1 pseudogene is annotated in these 301 nt (G+C 75.4%); it reads left to right on the top strand.

Annotated features, from left to right (window positions below):
- A pseudogene (locus tag G3I40_RS46305) lies at nucleotides 1–301 on the top strand (serine/threonine protein phosphatase); the annotation flags it as partial.

Here is a 301-nt window from a genome sequence, read left to right as displayed (position 1 = left end):
CGCCGCGACGGGGACCGGCTGCGCTTCGTCGGCGCGGCGACCCGGCGGATCGCGCGCGGCATCGACCTCGACGAGATCGTGATGGGCCTGTGCCGGGCGACGGTGCCGACGTTCTCCGACGCGATCCTGGTCTATCTGCGCGAGCCGCTCCCGGTCGGCGACGAGCGGCCGACCGGGCCGATGGTGCTGCGCCTGCGCCGCACCGACCGGCTCCCCGACGCCGTCGAGGACACGGACGGCGGCGGCCCGCCGGCCACCGTGATCGTCCCGCAGATCGAACTGGCCCCGGACAGCATGGAGT

It is taken from the genome of Streptomyces sp. SID14478 (assembly GCF_010548525.1).
Taxonomy (GTDB): Bacteria; Actinomycetota; Actinomycetes; order Streptomycetales; family Streptomycetaceae; genus Streptomyces.
The sequence above is the reverse complement of the archived record's forward strand: the minus strand, read 5'-3'. Positions and strand labels throughout refer to the sequence as shown.